A 15160-nucleotide genomic window follows, 5' to 3' on the forward strand; every position below is an offset into this window, starting at 1 on the left:
GTGTGCTAGGGCAGCTAGATCTCGCTACCCTGAGGGACATGACGCCTGCTAGCTCTGCTAAGCCCGACCGCCGGCCGCCCTACCAGCACGCAGCCGACGAGCTTCGGCGTGAGATCAAGGCAGGCCGCTACAAGCCGGGCGAACAGCTTCCCTCCTACCGCGAGCTGCAAGAGCGCTTCGGGGTGGCCAACATGACCGCCCGCTCCGCACTCGGGGTGCTCCGGGACGAAGGGCTGATCTACACCATCCAGGGCCGGGGCAGCTTCGTCGCGGACTTCGAAGGCACGGGTATCGGCTACACCGCACCCGCCTGGTACCTCGGGAACTCGACCGAGGCCCCTGCCGACGAGGCCGCCGCCGGCACCTCCCACGGATGGTGGCAGCCGCCTGGTAGCGAGAAGATTCCCTTCGGTGACTCCGATGAGGGAAAGGCTGGCAGCCCTAAGACTGCCGAACCCTCCCTTACCGAAATGCTCACCGCGTTGCGTGACGAGATCCGAGCGCTCAGCGCCGAGCATCAGGAATTGCGCCGCGAGGTCGAGGAGTTGAAGAAGGCTCAGCAGCAGGAACCGCGCTCTTGAGTTGCACGACCTCCTGACGCATTTCCCTCACTTCACGGCCGAGCCTCGCCACCGTGGCCCTCATTTCGCGGACCAATGCAGCCACCTCTGCCGCCTCCCGGCTGTGAATGCTGACCATCCCCTCTCGTGAGTCGCGTATCTGCTCGGTCATGTCTCCCCGTTCGCTGCCGTGCCGTTCTTGCGTACTGCGTTCAGCCAACCGTCGAGGGCTTGCCCGAAGGCTTGCCCAGGGGCCATCCATCGACGGATCAGGGCTTGCCCGTACCGCCCGGCAAGCCGTCATCGCGGCTGTTGAGATAGGTCTACCTGCCAGACCGGACACGTACGAGGGGTGCAGCGCTGCGCTCCCGCAGGGCGGGCAGAAACCGTCCCTCGGATTCCCGCGCATCCCGCAAGGCGGGAATCCGAGCCTCCCTGCGCTCACGTCACTCGTCCTTCCGGTCGTCGGCCAGGAGCATCAATAGTCCGGAGAATCACCGGTTTGGCTAACCGGCGATGTGCTGCTATGTTTCGCCGCTCGCTCCATCGCGGATCGCCTATAGGGGTGTAGAAATCCGCATCGGTGTGACCCCCAATTCTGTGATCCACGCCACTCCTTAGCCTCTGGCTCCGGGCCCACTGGGAACCCCGTATTCGTCTGCTACAGGTGCCGAGAACCCGTATTGGTGTGACACCTCCTTCTGTGATCTAGGTCACTCGCCCTGAAGTGGCTTGCTCACTGCTTGGCCATCGCGAGAACTATGCGGCCCCCAGCCTGTGGATAAATTCCGCAGACCGTCAGAAAAAATAGGCAGCAATGCGGCAATACGAGGTCATAGCGCCAGTGAAGTCGTGGAACGGATGGGAAGGCGGGGGCGGCGCATGGCCCTGCGACCGGCCACGGGCCCAGAGCGCCGGAGCTGTGCAGAGTTTCTTTACTGGATCCAGAGCGCCGGAGCTGTGCAGAGTTTCTTTACTGGATCAAGGCGGCCCGCCTACGGCGGGCCGCGCGCGCGGGCGGCCACGGGCCGCCGCCGCTCCTGTCTACCGCCCCGCTCCGGCGGCCCCCACCCGCTCAGCGCGCAGCACCGCCAAGGCGGACAGCCAGACCAGGAAGCAACCCGACCAGTCCACGCTTCGCAGCCGCTGGAATCCAAAGCCGCAGGCAGGCCCATGTGCCACGTGCCTGCGTCGACAACGCCCAGGGCGGGACGGGGGCGAGGGCCGTGACGAGTGGAAGAGGCGTGGCTGAGGCCGGCGGGGGGTTGCTGGAAACACACGTGACGGGTGCTCGTTCGGCGCACCCACCGTCGTGGCTGACTTTCGGTGGCGCAGGTCAGAACGTGGATTCGGTCGACCAGACCGCAACAGTGACCCTCTCTAACTCGGCAACAGCGAAAGGGGGTTGCAGCCGCACCCGCATTCGAGCACGCCGACCGCCCCGGTACCATCGGCACCGGGGTCCTGACCAGGGATTCCAGGACCGGACCACCCCGGATCGCTGTCCAGGCTGAGGGGTGGTCCGGTCTCTTGTTGGCGCCCGCCGCTCGTAGCACGGGCGACGAGCGGCGGGCGCCGAGGAAGCCGCGCTGTCCCCTTCGGGGGAGCGGGGGCCACGCGGCGGGCTACTGCGGCAGCAACTCGATTTCGATGGCGAGCGCGCCGAGCGCTTCCTTCTCCGCTGGGTAGATCTCGCGGATGTTGGCGAGCTGCTGCTCACGGGTGGAGGCCGGGTTGACGTTCGCTGGACCCTCCCCGTCGAGCAGTTCCTCGAACGTCTTGTACTCCGTGACCCGCTTCACCAGGACGTCACACGTCTCGGCCGTGCCCTTGATGCGGAAGCGGATGACGTCTCCGGCCGCCAGGTCTTCAAGGTGGGGGTACTTCACCCGCACCTCGATCGTCTTTTGGCCAGCGGCGACCAGGTCGAAGTACCGGCGGTAGAGGTTCAGTTCGCGGACGCGCGCGGCGGCAGTCTCCGTCATGGGGCGGGAACGCTCCTAGCTGTTGCAGCGGTCATGAGTCGGCCGAGCTCACCGGCCGAGTACGAGCGGAAGAAGTGGCGTGGATCGGCGAGTAATACGTCCGTCAGACCGAGCAAGCGGTCAACGTACTCAGCCAACGAGCCCGGCCACTCTCGGGTGTCGAGCATCCACGGGGCGGCACCGTCGGGCAAGGCTGCGCGTCCCTCTCGGATGAGGGACTTGGACAGCTTCGCGCCCGTGTCCGTGACCACCTGGGGGCAGAAGAGACGGGCGGGCAACTGCCCGCGGGTGAGGCCGACCGCCTGTAGGGCACCGTCGACGAGGATGCAGCCGGGCATCCAGTCGCTGCCCTTGACCATGACGTATAGCGTGCCGACCGCTCCGGTGATGGCCAGCTCCTTGACCAGGTTCCTGTACAGCGTGGCCAGGTCCAGGTAGCCGCCGTTGGCTGGTTCGATGACGACCTCGTATTCGCCATGGTGCAGGCACACGGCCGAGACGGTTGCCCGCTCGAAGCCGTCGTCACGGACGCGGGTTCGCTCCGCGTACTTCTCGGCCCACCCGCAACCGGGTCGCGGGCAGGGGACACGGACGTGCGGGACGCCGGACGACGGGGACAGGTACCAGCGGGCGGCATCCATGCGGGGCAGCACGCGCAGCCAGGTACGGCGGAAGTGGTCGCCCGCCTGCTGCTGGCTGTAGGTCTCGACCGAGTACGACACATGTAGGCGCTCGGACAGGGCCGTGAACATCGGGCGGTACAGCTTGTCGACCTGTTCCGCGATGCCGGCCGCGCCCAGGGCGTGCGCGTAAGCCCGCTGGTAGCGGTGACCGGTCTCCTTGTCGGTGACGATGGCGTACGGCGCGTTGTCGAGGGCACCGAACTGGACTTCGGCCGGTACGCCGAACTTGTCGCGGATGCGCGCCGCAGTGGCAAACGTGAGCGACTGGACGAGGGACGTTCCGATGTGCGGCGCTCCGTTGATCTGCGTTCCCACCACGAACACGATCCGCTTCGGGGCCGCGTGGACGATGTGCGGCCTGAGCAGGTCATCAGCGTGCGTCAGCGCGTTGGCGAGCACGGTGTTCGGCGATACGGGATAGGTGGTCACCGCGTCTTCCCCTCGGTAGATGGGCAGGACTGCGCCGCAGAGCGGCGGGTGTGCGTTCAGCGGTAGAGCTCCGGTGGGTGGTGAGCCCGCCCCCGCGCCGGGGGGGAACCGGGAAAGACGCGGGGGCGGGGGTCATCGGGGCGTGCGCCGTCCCCGTGGCCGCCGGTGGCGACCCGTCCCCGCCGGGGAGTGGGGTGGGCACCGGGCGGGGACGGGGGCTTGCGGGGGTGCCGGGCGGCGTGTGGGCAGCGGATACACCCGGAGGGAGTACCGGGCGTCGTAGTCCGTCACCTCGAACACGAACGCGCGGCCTGCGGCGAGAGCGCGTATTGCGTGCTCGTACGCCTGGTCACTGGCGGCCCAGCCCCGCAGTTCCGCATCAGGGCGAGGAACGTCCGGCCGGGCGGTGATGAGCGGCGCATCCCGGAAGAACACGGCCCCGGGATCCGGGGACAGCAGTCGGGCGAGGTGAAGTGCCTGGGCGCGTAGCCAGCGCGTGGCGAGACGCGGAGACCGGCCGCGGTAGGTGGCGAGCAGAACCTCGCGAGTGCCACTGAGGTCGTGGGCGGTCGCCTCACAGCGGAAGGCGATGGGCGACCGCATCAGGGGACGTGCAGAGGCCGGCGGAGCGAGCATCAGCACGGCCGGGCTCACCGCTCATGCTCCCGAGCCGATTCCCTCGCCTCGATGAGCTGACCGAGCTGGATGTAGTACAGCTCGACTTGCGCCGGGGTGAGCACGAGCATCGTCTCGCAGGCGCCACCGTCCTCGTAGTGCACGGTGACCGGCAGCGCGGCCTGCTGGGCGCGATGGTCGTAGGCGGCGTCCCGTTTCAGGGGGGTGGCATGCGTGACCGGGACGGGCACGGGGCGCAGGGTCTTTCCGTCGGACCTGGCCCGCCAGTCCTCACCACCACCAGGCGGGCGCAGTTGGTACGACGCAGAGCTGTCGCTCGGCAGGGCGACGCACACACCGATCTTCCCGCCCTTGGCGAGGTCGAGAGCGAGGTCGCCGAGGCGAGGATGAAACGGGGCGCCAGGGATTAACTCGGCGCCCCGCGCCGGGAGTTGCTTCGAGGTCTGTTCGGCCATGCCTCGAAGCTATGAAGATCTCCAGGGCCCAATATGAACCGCAGGAATACGACCCTCATCCGTCGAGGTGGAAGCGGTCTGACATGCGGCGCAGCTTCTCGCGGGTGCTCGCGCGCTCGGCGTACACGATGCTGCGCAGGGTTGACCGGGCGATGGGGTGGTTGCGGACGAGCTGGGGGGCGATGCGCTCGGCCTTCTCCAGTTCCTTCAGCGCCTTGTCGCGGTTCCCATCCCACAGCCAAGCGCGGGCAAGGTCCATGTGGTGGTGCCCTTGGCGGGAGTTGGGGAGCGCTTCGACCAGTTCCTTACTCGTGCGCCGGTTTATCGACAGGGCCTCACGTTGTTCATGCATCTCCAGAGCGACGCTGATCGCGTGGATCTGCACGTTGCCCGGCGAGAAGGTCAGGCTGTGGCGGTCGTAGACCGGAGGCCCGGCGGCCTCTGCCATCCGCTTGCCTGCACTCCGCGCGTGCTTGATCCGGTCCTTCGCTTCGGCCTTGCGACCTCCCCGCGCAGCCGAGACTGCCGCCCGCAGTTGCAGTGACCCCCACGCGCGCACTGCCAGCGGCTCACCTCGGTCATATTCCTGTTGCACGCTGCGAATCGCCTTGTCTGACAGGGCAATTGCGTCGTCCCAGTCCGCAGTGGCCCACATGTCCCAGACCCGCATCCAGTCGGCGACAGCAGGCATGACAGGGTCGCCGGACTGCCGGGCGGACCAGGTGGCCCGCTCACACGCCATGGCGATCAGCTCAGGGTGTCCAAGGGCGTGCGCGGCCGTGTGGGCGAACTTGCAGCACACGGCGTAGATGGCGAACGCCTCTTCCCGTTCGTGTCCCGTGGAGACTTCGGCGAGGGCGCGTGCCTCCCGGAACAGGTCGGGGAGGACTTCCATGATCGCCACGTTGGCAGCGGCGTCACGCAGGCGGTGAAGGCGGGTGGTTTCCTGCCAGAGCTGACTGGCGGGTCGGGGCGTGCCGTCGAAGACGGGGGCGAGGTCGTAGCGGCGCAGCTCACGCATGATCGCTGCGGCAGAGACCTGCCACTGATTCTCGGCCGGAGAGCTGTTGTACGGGCGTCCGATCAGGTCGTTCGGGTGTACGTGCAGCTCCGAGGCGAGCAGGTTAAGCAGGCCGACGCGGTCCAGCTCGATGTGCCCGCGTTCCATTTTGGAGACCCACCCCTGAGTCTTGCCCAGGGCGGCAGCGAGGTCAGCTTGCGTCATGCCGAGGCGGAGCCGTGCGCGGCGTGCGCGACGGCCGATCTCTTCGGCTTCTTCCAGCATCAGCGCGCCCCCCTATCGGTGAGGCGCCGGCGGTCCAGAGGGCGGCGAGGCATCGTGCTCCATCCGTCGGGGCTTCTACCCTTGACGGTACCCAGGCCGCGTGCCGCGTGTGGAGTTCTCCAGGTCACGAAGTGCCCGGCAACGGTGCCAGTGGACCCCGTGTGGACCACGGAGCCCGCGCGGCGCACGAGCCCGGTACTCTGTAGCCGTTCCGCCGCTGGTAGGCGGGACGGAGGTGGGTTGCCCGAGCGGCCTAAGGGAACGGTCTTGAAAACCGTCGTGGCGCGAGCCACCGTGGGTTCAAATCCCACACCCACCGCCCGTCGAAACGGCCTCTGACCAGGGAGAATCGGTCAGGGGCTGTTCCGCTTCACGCGCTGGTGATCGGCGCCCGCTCTCACTGCCGCTGCTGCGTCAACCGTGCCGCGGACGCGATCGTCGCGCGTGCCTCGCGTTCGCTGAGGCCCGTCCCCCGGGCCGCCTCGATCAGGGCCGGGACCAGGTCGGGGCCCAGGCCGTTCTCGTAGGCGCGGCAGGCTGCCCAGAAGAGGCGGGTGTTGCGCTGGCCCTCGTGTGCTGCGAGGACGAACTGGACCAGGCCCTGGCCGTGTCCGGCGGTCGATGGGCCCGCTGTGCGGTGAGGCGGGCGGGGCGGTGGGAGCAGGAGGCGCAGGAGGGCCGGCGGGCACGGGGCCGGCGCCAGGTGGGCGGTGCCCGGTGCGGTGCCGTACACACCGTGGTCGGTGCGTGAGCCGGGGCCGACGAGGTAGCCGCCGGCGCCCCGGACGTCGATGCCGGGGGCGAGGCGGCCGGCCGAGTTGGGGACGGCCACGTCGGGCGGTCCGGTCAGCCACAGGTGGCGGCCGCCGCTGGGTGTCAGGACGACCACCGTCGCGGGGATCGTGAACAGGTGGCGCAGGGCCAGTTCGCGCAGGGCGGCGGAGGAGTCGGTGCCCGACTTGGTGTCCAGGTCGATGCCGATCAGGTGGTGCGGGGGCAGGCCGCAGGCGATGCCGTAGCCGGTGGCCCAGGGGGCGGCGGCGAAGAGTTCGCGGATGCGGCGCGGGTCGGTCGAGGCGTCGTACACACCGTGCCCGAAGCGGCCGCATTCGCCGTGGCACACGGGAGCGGTGGGGTCGTCCCGGTGCGGGGAGCGCAGGGCCGGGAGTTTGGTCCGGGTCAGGGGGATGACGGCCAGTCCGCGTTCGGCGGCTGACAGGGCGTGTGCGAGGGCCAGCGTCGTGGCCTGCCGGTCGGTGGTGGCCATGGCTTCATTTTCGTACGTACGTTCGAAGAAGGGAAGAGGGGGTGGGTGCGGCGCGCCGCTCGCCGGGGGGTTGGCCGGAAACGTGGCGGAACCTTTTACCTGTTGCGGTGCTTGGGTCGGATCCGTCTGTCCCGTCCTGGCCTGTGGGGCCAACGTGGCGAAAGGGGTTTATCGACTTGTCATCACGCTTGAGGGCGAATCACGGCTTCCGGGATGGTTCGCCGGGGATTCGGTGGGCAACTCTGGTCTCGCGACGTCGTGCTCACAGCACCGGGGTGGTCGGCCAACTGCCCTGGTGAAAGCCGTACTTCAGCGCTCTCGGCCGCCCGGCCGGTGCGTATTTGGTTCTGGAGGAACACACATGGCAAACATCCGTACCGCCCGCGTTGTGGCCGCACTGTCCGCCCTTCCGCTCGCAGCCGCCCTCTTCACCGGTGTCGCGACGGCGGACAACGGCTCGTTCGCGGACAACGGATCGAGCGCCTCGACCGCCGTCGCGGGCGTCGTCGGCAGCGGTGTCGGCGACGACAACAACGGCAACTCGTCCACCACCCAGCAGCAGGCCGTCGGCTCCGGCGCCTCGAACCAGTCCAACACCGCGCAGGTCGACGGTTCCGCGTTCACGTCCATCAATCAGGGCAACGACAACACGGCCGTCAACTTCACCCCCCTCTGGTGGTGACCCGAGGGGGCCGGCGCCGGCCCCCTCGACTTCTGTGTGGGGTGTGCTCTGTGGGGTGAGCAAGGTCCGTCCGCGCGGCGGTGCTTCGGCACCGCCGCGCAGGCGTGTGCGCCGACCTTGACACCGGGCCTTATCTGACGGACAGTCAGAAACCCGTCGTGGGAAGCACCGAGAAGCGCCGGCAAGGACCGGACGTACGGGAGGGGTACGACCGTGGAGGACGACGCCGCCGGCCTGTCCGCGCGCCTCAAGGCCTACGAAGGCATGCCCGCCACCGTTGCCGGGAGGGGCAAGGACCCCGTCAACCTGCCCATGATCCGCCACTGGTGCGAGGCCCTCGGCGACACCAACCCGGCGTACACCGGCCCCGACGCCATCGCCCCGCCCACCATGCTGCAGGCCTGGACGATGGGCGGCCTCGCCGGGCATACGGCGCGGACGACGGCGTACGACGAACTCCTCGGCCTGCTGGACGCGGCGGGCTGCACCGCGGTGGTCGCCACCGACTGCGAGCAGGAGTATCTGCGGCCGCTGCGACCCGGCGACGAGCTCACCTTCGACACGGTCATCGAGTCGGTCTCCGACCGGAAGACGACAAAACTGGGCGCCGGATACTTCGTCACGACCCGCACGGACATCCGCACGGCCGGCGTACTCACCGGCACGCACCGCTTCCGCATCCTCAAGTACGCGCCCGCACGGCAGAAGCAACCCCCGTCGCGGGACCGCCGCCCCCGCCCCGTCGTCAACCGCGACAACGCCGGCTTCTGGGCGGGCGTCGAGCGGCACGAGCTGCTGATCCAGCGCTGCACGGACTGCCGGACCCTGCGTTTCCCCTGGCTGCCCGGCTGCAACACCTGCGGCTGCCTCGACTGGGACACCGTCCGCGCGGGCGGAGAGGGCACGGTCCACTCGTACGTCGTCATGCACCATCCCCCCTTCCCGGCGTTCGACCCGCCGTACGCGGTGGGGCTGATCGAGCTCGCGGAGGGCGTGCGGATCGTCAGCAACGTGATCGGGGTGCCGTACGACAAGGTGCGGATCGGGATGCCGGTGCGGCTCGAATTCCGGCGGTACGACGAGGAGTTGGTGCTTCCCGTGTTCCGAGGAGTGACGGGGTGAGCGTGCGCGTGGGCGACGAACTGCCGCCGCTGGAGATCGAGATCACCCGGACGCTGATCGTGGCAGGGGCGATCGCCTCGCGCGACTACCAGGACGTGCACCATGACTCGGAGTCGGCCCGGGAGAAGGGCTCCCCCGACATCTTCATGAACATCCTGACGACGAACGGCCTGGTCGGCCGCTACATCACCGACCACTTCGGCCCCACGGCAGCCCTCCGCAAGATGGCCATCCGGCTCGGCGCGCCCAACCACCCCGGCGACACGATGGTGCTGACCGGCCGGGTCGAGGCGGTCGACGCGGGCACGGCCGTGGTGCGGGTGACCGGCGACAACGGCATCGGCAGACATGTGACCGGCACGGTCACGGTCACGCTTCCCGCTCGGGGCCCCGCATGAGCGGGCGCGCCGCGATCGCCGGTATCGGCGCCACCGAGTTCTCCAAGGACTCCGGGCGCAGCGAGCTGCGACTGGCCGTGGAGGCGGTGCGGGCGGCCCTCGACGACGCCGGGCTGACACCGGCCGACGTGGACGGCATGGTCACGTTCACCATGGACACCAGTCCGGAGATCACGATCGCCCAGGCCTGCGGCATGGGCGAGCTGTCCTTCTTCTCCCGCGTCCACTACGGGGGCGGCGCGGCGTGCGCGACCGTGCAGCAGGCGGCGCTGGCGGTGGCAGCGGGGGTGGCGGAAGTCGTCGTCTGCTACCGGGCGTTCAATGAACGCTCGGGGCGGCGCTTCGGTTCCGGCGTACGGCACCGGGAGCCGTCGGCGGAGGGCGTGGCGCTCGGCTGGGTGATGCCGTTCGGGCTGCTCACCCCGGCCTCCTGGGTGGCGATGGCGGCCCAGCGCTATCTGCACACGTACGGGCTCACGGCCGAGGAGGCGTTCGGGCCGGTGGCGGTCACCGCCCGCCGCCATGCCGCCACCAACCCGGCGGCGTACTTCCACGGCCGCCCGATCACCCTCGCCGACCACGCGGCCTCCCGCTGGATCGCGGAGCCGCTGCGGCTGCTGGACTGCTGCCAGGAGACGGACGGCGGCCAGGCCCTCGTCGTCACGTCCGTGGAGCGGGCCCGCGACCTGCCGCACCCCCCGGCCGTGATCGCGGCGGCCGCCCAGGGCGCGGGCCGGGCGCAGGAGCAGATGACGAGCTTCTACGGGGGCGACCTGACCGGCCTGCCGGAGGCTGCGGTGGTGGCCCGGCAACTGTGGCGGACCTCCGGCCTGGGCCCGGCCGACATCGACGTGGGCATCCTCTACGACCACTTCACGCCGTTCGTGCTGATGCAGCTGGAGGAGTACGGGTTCTGCGCCCCCGGGGAGGCGGCCGGCTTCGTCGCCGCGGACCGGCTGCCCCTGAACACGCACGGCGGCCAGCTGGGAGAGGCGTACCTGCACGGTATGAACGGCATCGCGGAGGCGGTACGGCAGCTGCGCGGCACGTCCGTGAACCAGGTGCCGGGGGCGGCACGGGCGCTGGTGACGGCGGGGACGGGAGTGCCGACCTCCGGGCTGGTCCTTACGGCCGACGGGTGAGCCCCCAGGGGTAAACCCGCAGTACGTCTCCTCCCCTCGTCCACCTCCAGGAGGTGCAGCCGGCACCACCCCTACAACCTGAGGGGGACTCGTCTTCGGCACCTGCGGCCGATCCGCCCGAGGCGGTCGCGAACCTAGCGTTGAGCCATGACCACACCCGTCTGCACCAGCGCTTCGACCGCCGCTGCTTCAGCGAGGCAGAGCCATCCGTGCGCGACGTACCCGTCGTTCTCGTCGTACGTACGGGCCCGGCAGCCGGTGCTGCTGCGTACCGCCCGGTCGCTCACCGCGAACCCGAGCGACGCGGAGGACCTGCTGCAGACCGCGCTCACCAAGACGTACGTCGCCTGGGAGCGTATCGAGGACCATCGCGCCCTGGACGGCTACGTCCGCCGCGCGCTGCTGAACACCCGCACCTCGCAGTGGCGCAAGCGCAAGGTGGACGAGTTCGCCTGCGACGAGCTGCCCGAACCGGAGCCGGTGCCCGGCGGCGACGACCCCGCCGAGCAGCAGGCGCTGCACGACGCGATGTGGCGGGCGATCATGCGGCTGCCCGCGCGGCAGCGGGCGATGGTCGTCCTCAGGTACTACGAGGATCTGAGCGAGGCCCAGACGGCCGAGGTGCTCGGCGTGTCCGTGGGGACCGTGAAGTCGGCGGTGTCGCGGGCGCTCGGCAAGCTGCGCGAGGACCCTGAGCTGGGGCTTGTTCGATAGCGCAGCGTCGTGTCCGGTAGCAGCGCGCTGTTGTGTGCGGCAACGTGACGTGATCGATCACCGGGATCTAGTGACATACCGCGCGGTATGTGCGCAGAATCAGCGCAACCCTTACCGCCGCGTAGGCAATGTCGCCCCGGGAGGAACCGTGCTGAGCACCATGCAGGACGTACCGCTGCTGATCTCAAGGATCCTGACCCACGGATCCACGATCCACGGATCGTCGCAGGTGATCACCTGGACCGGCGAGGGTGAACCACACCGCCGCTCCTTCGCCGAGACCGGCACCCGCGCGGCCCAGCTGGCGCACGCCCTGCGCGACGACCTCGGCGTCGCCGCCGACGACCGCGTCGCCACCCTGATGTGGAACAACGCCGAGCACGTCGAGGCCTACTTCGCGATCCCCTCCATGGGTGCGATCCTGCACACCCTCAACCTCCGTCTGCCCCCCGAGCAGCTGGCCTGGATCGTCAACCACGCCGCCGACCGGGTCGTGATCGCCAACGGTTCCCTGCTGCCGCTGTTCGCCCCGCTGCTGCCGCATCTGAAGACCGTCAAGCACGTCGTCGTCACCGGCCCCGGTGACCGCTCGCTGCTCGCCGACGCGGCCGTCCAGGTGCACGAGTACGAGGACCTGATCGCCGGCAAGCCGACCGCGTACGACTGGCCGGAGCTGGACGAGCGCCAGGCCGCCGCCATGTGCTACACCTCCGGCACGACGGGCGACCCCAAGGGCGTGGTCTACAGCCACCGTTCGGTCTACCTGCACTCCATGCAGGTCAACATGACCCAGTCGATGGGCCTGACCGACCAGGACACCTCTCTGGTGGTGGTCCCCCAGTTCCACGTCAACGCCTGGGGCCTGCCCCACGCGACCTTCATGACCGGCGTCAACCTGCTGATGCCGGACCGCTTCCTGCAGCCCGCGCCTCTCGCCGAGATGATCGAGCGTGAGAAGCCGACGCACGCCGCCGCCGTCCCCACCATCTGGCAGGGCCTGCTCGCCGAGCTGACCGCCCGTCCCCGCGACGTCTCCTCCCTCACCCAGGTCACCATCGGCGGCTCCGCCTGTCCGCCCTCGCTGATGGAGGCGTTCGACAAGCTGGGCATGCGGGTCTGCCACGCCTGGGGCATGACGGAGACCTCGCCGCTCGGCACGGTCGCCCGCCCGCCGGCCCACGCGGTCGGCACGGAGGAGGAGTTCGCGTACCGGCTCACCCAGGGCCGCTTCCCGACCAGCGTCGAGGCCCGCCTCACCGGCCCCGGCGGCGAACGCCTCCCCTGGGACGGCGAGTCCGCCGGCGAGCTGGAGGTCCGCGGCCCGTGGATCGCCAGCGCCTACTACAACGGCCCTGACGCCGAACCCCTGCGCCCCGCCGACAAGTTCAGCGAGGACGGCTGGCTGAAGACGGGAGACGTCGGCACGATCTCCCCCGACGGCTTCCTCACCCTCACCGACCGCGCCAAGGACGTCATCAAGTCCGGCGGCGAGTGGATCTCGTCGGTGGAGCTGGAGAACGCCCTGATGTCCCACCCGGACGTGGCGGAAGCCGCCGTGGTCGCCGTCCCCGACGAGAAGTGGGGCGAACGCCCGCTGGCCACCGTCGTGTTGCGGGAGGGCGCCACCGCCGACTTCGAGACACTGCGCGCCTTCCTCGCCGACGAGGGCGGGATCGCCAAGTGGCAGCTTCCGGAACGCTGGACGATCGTTCCGGCGGTGCCGAAGACGAGCGTCGGAAAGTTCGACAAGAAGGTGCTGCGCAGGCAGTACGCGGAGGGGGAGCTGGACGTCACGCAGCTCTGACGGACGAGCCCACGGCGGTACGGCGGTGCAGATCGGCCACCGTACCGCCGCAGCCGTCACCGCCGTACCGCCGTCGTCGTCCACCCCAGCACCAGCCACACCGCCGCCACAGCACACACGCCGCCCCAGCCCCAGTGGCTGAAGGCGGAGCCGGCGAGGGCGGACGCGACGGCGCCGCCCGCGAAGCCGGCGACCACGTAGGCGGTGTTGGCGGTGGCCGGGGTGGAGGTGGTGGTCAGGGCCAGGGTCTGGTTGGCGACGTGCGAGGCGACCAGCGCGGCGTGGATGACGACCGCCGCCACGAACAGGGCCCACATCACCTGCCCGCCCAGCCAGAACAGCGGCACAGCGACGGCGGCGAGCAGATACGCGGACCGTACGACCCTGGCGGCGCCGAAACGGTCCACCAGACCGCCCGCCAGCGGAGCCACCACGCTGGCCGCGAGCCCGAAGAGGCCGAAGAGCCCGGCGGTGGCGGTGGACAGGCCGTACTCCGGCCCCGTCAGCAGCAGCGCGAGCGAGGTCCACAGAGCGCTCCACGCCCCGAACATCCCCGCCTGCCGCACGCACGCCCGCCACAGGTCGGGAGAGCGGCGGACCAGGCCGGGCAGCGCGGGGATGCCGGAGAACAGACCGCCGGTGCGCGGTCGGCGCTCCGACGGCAGCACCAGGGCCGTGGCCAGGCCGAGGGCGAGAGTGAGCACGCCCGCGCCCAGGAACACCGCCCGCCAGCCGAATGCCTGACCGGCCAGTCCGCCGACCACGCGGGCCGCGACGATGCCGGCGAACAGCCCCGCTATTACCGCCGCAACATGACGGGCCCGGCGATCGGCGGGGGCGCGCTCGGCGACCAGCGGGACGAGGAGCTGCGGCACGACGGTCGCCGCGGACGTCACGAACACGGCGGCCGCGAGGGCGGCAGTGCCGGGAGCAGCGGCGGAGGCGGCGAGCGCGGCCGTGGTGACCACGGTCAGGCCGGTGACCAGCCGACGCCGGTTGACGCTGTCGCCGAGCGGGGCGAACAGCAGCAGGCCCACCGCGTAGCCGAACTGCGCGACCGAGGCGATCCACGCCACGGCCGAGGGGGCCGAGCCGAAGTCGCGGGCGATGAGGGAGAGCAGCGGGGCGGCGAGGTAGATGTTGGCGGCCGTGACCGCGCTGCAGACGGCGATGAGGATGAGGAAGAGGGCGGAACCGGGCTTCCGTTCGGGGGGCGGCGTCGCCTGTTGGGCGGTGGTTGTCGTCTGGTCGGCGGTGGTTGCTGAGGGCATGAGCGGAAGGACTCCTTCGAGTCGGACTCGTTCGAGCCCGCTCTAGCAACTAACTGGTTGGTTGACTTTCCGCCCAACAGTCTGCGAGGTGCAGGCATTCCCGTCAACCAAATAGTTGGTTACCTCCGCTACCCTGTGACCATGGCAGTCAGGGACCCCGAGGCCACCAAGGCCCGCATCTTCGAGGCGGCCGTCGCCGAATTCGCCCGCCATGGGATCGCCGGCGCCCGCATCGACCGCATCGCGAGCGAGGCCAGGGCGAACAAGCAGCTGATCTACGCCTACTTCGGCAACAAGGCGGAGCTGTTCGCGCACGTCCTCGAGAAGAAGATGCTCGACCTCGCCATCTCCGTCCCCATCGACCCGGACGACATCGAGGGCTGGATCGACCGCCTGATCGACTACCACGCCGCCCACCCCGAGCTGCTGCGCCTGCTCTTCTGGGAGGGCCTGGAGTACGGCAGTGCCGAACTCCCCGACGAGACGGAGCGCCAGGACCACTACGCCCGCAAGGTCGCCCTGGTCCGGGACGGCCAGGACCGCGGCGTCATCACCGACGCCATCCCGGCCCCCGACCTGCTCTTCCTGCTGACCGCCCTCGCCAACTGGGCCGTCGTCGTCCCCCAGATGAAGCGCATCCTCGTAGGACCTGACGACACCGACCGCGACCGCCTGCGCACATCGATCAAGGAGGCGGCGCGTCGGCTGACGGCACGCTGAACCGCAG

15 protein-coding genes and 1 tRNA gene are annotated in these 15160 nt (G+C 69.8%); 9 read left to right on the plus strand and 7 right to left on the minus strand.

The window, feature by feature from the left end; translation table 11 throughout:
* Nucleotides 1–38: 38 nt before the first annotated feature.
* Complete coding sequence (locus ACFVJQ_RS12125; protein ID WP_385783059.1) at nucleotides 39–581, plus strand: GntR family transcriptional regulator; 543 nt, start codon at nucleotides 39–41, stop codon at nucleotides 579–581.
* Between the two features lie 1604 nt (nucleotides 582–2185).
* Here ACFVJQ_RS12125 and ACFVJQ_RS12130 read toward each other — a convergent pair.
* The 5 genes from ACFVJQ_RS12130 to ACFVJQ_RS12150 all read right to left on the minus strand — a co-directional run bounded on the left by ACFVJQ_RS12130 (nucleotide 2186) and on the right by ACFVJQ_RS12150 (nucleotide 6033).
* A complete protein-coding gene (locus ACFVJQ_RS12130) occupies nucleotides 2186–2545 on the minus strand; it encodes an ASCH domain-containing protein (protein ID WP_385783062.1) in 360 nt (119 codons plus the stop codon).
* Nucleotides 2542–3657, minus strand: coding sequence for a hypothetical protein (locus ACFVJQ_RS12135; RefSeq protein WP_385783064.1), 1116 nt, complete (start codon nucleotides 3655–3657; stop codon nucleotides 2542–2544). The genes ACFVJQ_RS12130 and ACFVJQ_RS12135 overlap by 4 nt, the downstream gene beginning before the upstream one ends.
* A gap of 132 nt (nucleotides 3658–3789) precedes the next feature.
* Nucleotides 3790–4311: a hypothetical protein gene (locus tag ACFVJQ_RS12140; RefSeq protein ID WP_385783067.1), complete on the minus strand. Its 522-nt coding sequence runs from the start codon at nucleotides 4309–4311 to the stop codon at nucleotides 3790–3792.
* On the minus strand, nucleotides 4308–4748 hold the full coding sequence (locus ACFVJQ_RS12145) for a hypothetical protein (protein WP_385783070.1): 441 nt from the start codon (nucleotides 4746–4748) through the stop codon (nucleotides 4308–4310). Before ACFVJQ_RS12145 ends, ACFVJQ_RS12140 begins: the two co-directional genes overlap by 4 nt.
* 55 nt (nucleotides 4749–4803) lie before the next feature.
* Nucleotides 4804–6033: a helix-turn-helix domain-containing protein gene (locus ACFVJQ_RS12150; protein ID WP_385783073.1), complete on the minus strand. Its 1230-nt coding sequence runs from the start codon at nucleotides 6031–6033 to the stop codon at nucleotides 4804–4806.
* Nucleotides 6034–6267: 234 nt separating this feature from the next.
* On the opposite strand from ACFVJQ_RS12150, the gene ACFVJQ_RS12155 reads away from it, so the two are divergent.
* Nucleotides 6268–6352: transfer RNA gene (locus tag ACFVJQ_RS12155), tRNA-Ser, on the plus strand.
* Between the two features lie 78 nt (nucleotides 6353–6430).
* On the opposite strand, the gene ACFVJQ_RS12160 is transcribed toward ACFVJQ_RS12155, so the two are convergent.
* Nucleotides 6431–7300 carry a bifunctional DNA primase/polymerase gene (locus ACFVJQ_RS12160; protein WP_385510538.1) on the minus strand — a complete coding sequence of 290 codons (870 nt, stop codon included), beginning with the start codon at nucleotides 7298–7300 and terminating at the stop codon, nucleotides 6431–6433.
* 361 nt (nucleotides 7301–7661) lie between these two features.
* On the opposite strand from ACFVJQ_RS12160, the gene ACFVJQ_RS12165 reads away from it, so the two are divergent.
* From ACFVJQ_RS12165 to ACFVJQ_RS12190, 6 genes are all read left to right on the plus strand, one after another.
* Nucleotides 7662–7982, plus strand: coding sequence for a hypothetical protein (locus ACFVJQ_RS12165; RefSeq protein ID WP_385510539.1), 321 nt, complete (start codon nucleotides 7662–7664; stop codon nucleotides 7980–7982).
* Between the two features lie 264 nt (nucleotides 7983–8246).
* Nucleotides 8247–9104 (plus strand): bifunctional MaoC family dehydratase N-terminal/OB-fold nucleic acid binding domain-containing protein, encoded by an 858-nt coding sequence (locus tag ACFVJQ_RS12170; protein ID WP_385510670.1) that lies wholly within the window; start codon nucleotides 8247–8249, stop codon nucleotides 9102–9104.
* 2 nt (nucleotides 9105–9106) lie between these two features.
* Nucleotides 9107–9502, plus strand: coding sequence for a MaoC family dehydratase (locus ACFVJQ_RS12175; protein ID WP_385783347.1), 396 nt, complete (start codon nucleotides 9107–9109; stop codon nucleotides 9500–9502).
* Nucleotides 9499–10644, plus strand: a complete 1146-nt coding sequence (locus tag ACFVJQ_RS12180) for a lipid-transfer protein (protein WP_385783077.1) — start codon at nucleotides 9499–9501, stop codon at nucleotides 10642–10644. Before ACFVJQ_RS12175 ends, ACFVJQ_RS12180 begins: the two co-directional genes overlap by 4 nt.
* A gap of 147 nt (nucleotides 10645–10791) precedes the next feature.
* Entirely contained in the window at nucleotides 10792–11358 is a 567-nt protein-coding gene (locus ACFVJQ_RS12185) for a SigE family RNA polymerase sigma factor (RefSeq protein WP_224740374.1), read from the plus strand.
* A gap of 148 nt (nucleotides 11359–11506) precedes the next feature.
* The gene (locus tag ACFVJQ_RS12190) at nucleotides 11507–13162 is read left to right on the plus strand and encodes a long-chain fatty acid--CoA ligase (protein ID WP_385783080.1); all 1656 of its coding nucleotides are present in this window, start codon (nucleotides 11507–11509) and stop codon (nucleotides 13160–13162) included.
* A 56-nt stretch (nucleotides 13163–13218) separates the two neighbouring features.
* Here the strand turns inward: ACFVJQ_RS12190 and ACFVJQ_RS12195 are convergent, their stop codons facing one another.
* Nucleotides 13219–14433 carry an MFS transporter gene (locus tag ACFVJQ_RS12195; protein ID WP_385510542.1) on the minus strand — a complete coding sequence of 405 codons (1215 nt, stop codon included), beginning with the start codon at nucleotides 14431–14433 and terminating at the stop codon, nucleotides 13219–13221.
* Nucleotides 14434–14574: 141 nt separating this feature from the next.
* Between ACFVJQ_RS12195 and ACFVJQ_RS12200 the strand changes: the two genes are divergently transcribed.
* On the plus strand, nucleotides 14575–15153 hold the full coding sequence (locus tag ACFVJQ_RS12200) for a TetR family transcriptional regulator (RefSeq protein ID WP_224740371.1): 579 nt from the start codon (nucleotides 14575–14577) through the stop codon (nucleotides 15151–15153).
* The last annotated feature ends 7 nt before the right edge of the window (nucleotides 15154–15160 follow it).

Origin of the sequence: Streptomyces sp. NPDC127197 (assembly GCF_042672405.1) — a bacterium.
GTDB lineage: Bacteria > Actinomycetota > Actinomycetes > Streptomycetales > Streptomycetaceae > Streptomyces > Streptomyces flavusporus.

What these genes read in the sequence shown, in the direction of transcription:
- ACFVJQ_RS12185 (WP_224740374.1), top strand. Translation starts at nt 10,792, where the DNA reads ATGACCACACCCGTCTGCACCAGCGCTTCGACCGCCGCTGCTTCAGCG.
- ACFVJQ_RS12145 (WP_385783070.1), bottom strand. Translation starts at nt 4,748, where the DNA reads ATGGCCGAACAGACCTCGAAGCAACTCCCGGCGCGGGGCGCCGAGTTA.
- ACFVJQ_RS12160 (WP_385510538.1), bottom strand. Translation starts at nt 7,300, where the DNA reads ATGGCCACCACCGACCGGCAGGCCACGACGCTGGCCCTCGCACACGCC.
- ACFVJQ_RS12170 (WP_385510670.1), top strand. Translation starts at nt 8,247, where the DNA reads ATGCCCGCCACCGTTGCCGGGAGGGGCAAGGACCCCGTCAACCTGCCC.
- ACFVJQ_RS12125 (WP_385783059.1), top strand. Translation starts at nt 39, where the DNA reads ATGACGCCTGCTAGCTCTGCTAAGCCCGACCGCCGGCCGCCCTACCAG.
- ACFVJQ_RS12200 (WP_224740371.1), top strand. Translation starts at nt 14,575, where the DNA reads ATGGCAGTCAGGGACCCCGAGGCCACCAAGGCCCGCATCTTCGAGGCG.
- ACFVJQ_RS12180 (WP_385783077.1), top strand. Translation starts at nt 9,499, where the DNA reads ATGAGCGGGCGCGCCGCGATCGCCGGTATCGGCGCCACCGAGTTCTCC.
- ACFVJQ_RS12195 (WP_385510542.1), bottom strand. Translation starts at nt 14,433, where the DNA reads ATGCCCTCAGCAACCACCGCCGACCAGACGACAACCACCGCCCAACAG.
- ACFVJQ_RS12150 (WP_385783073.1), bottom strand. Translation starts at nt 6,033, where the DNA reads ATGCTGGAAGAAGCCGAAGAGATCGGCCGTCGCGCACGCCGCGCACGG.
- ACFVJQ_RS12130 (WP_385783062.1), bottom strand. Translation starts at nt 2,545, where the DNA reads ATGACGGAGACTGCCGCCGCGCGCGTCCGCGAACTGAACCTCTACCGC.
- ACFVJQ_RS12165 (WP_385510539.1), top strand. Translation starts at nt 7,662, where the DNA reads ATGGCAAACATCCGTACCGCCCGCGTTGTGGCCGCACTGTCCGCCCTT.